Annotated in this window: 1 pseudogene; it reads left to right on the top strand. The window is 43.0% G+C overall.

Annotated features, from left to right (window positions below):
• Positions 1-309: pseudogene (locus tag AB4512_RS24015) on the top strand (NADP-dependent phosphogluconate dehydrogenase); the annotation flags it as partial.

Below are 309 nucleotides of genomic sequence, written 5' to 3'. Positions count from 1 at the left end.
ATGCACGTGCGATGAGCGGTCAAAAATCACAACGTATTCAAGGGAGCAAACTGCTAAAAGGCAATGTTGCCAATGCGAGTCAGTTGGATCAAACAGAGGTTATTTCTGAGCTTCATGATGCTTTGTATTGCGCCAAACTGTCTGTTTATGCGCAAGGTTTTGATTTATTAAAGACAGCGTCAGACAAAGAGGGTTGGAATCTCGATTTCACTCAAATAGCTAAGATCTGGCGAGCAGGTTGTATTATCCGTGCAGCATTCTTACAAGGTATTACATCGGCTTATCAACAAAATGGTGAGCTGGCGAACC

Origin of the sequence: Vibrio sp. 10N.222.52.B7, from assembly GCF_041474275.1 — a bacterium.
Taxonomy (GTDB): Bacteria; Pseudomonadota; Gammaproteobacteria; order Enterobacterales; family Vibrionaceae; genus Vibrio; species Vibrio crassostreae_C.
Note: the sequence above shows the minus strand (reverse complement) of the source record. Positions and strands in the feature narration are given on the sequence as shown.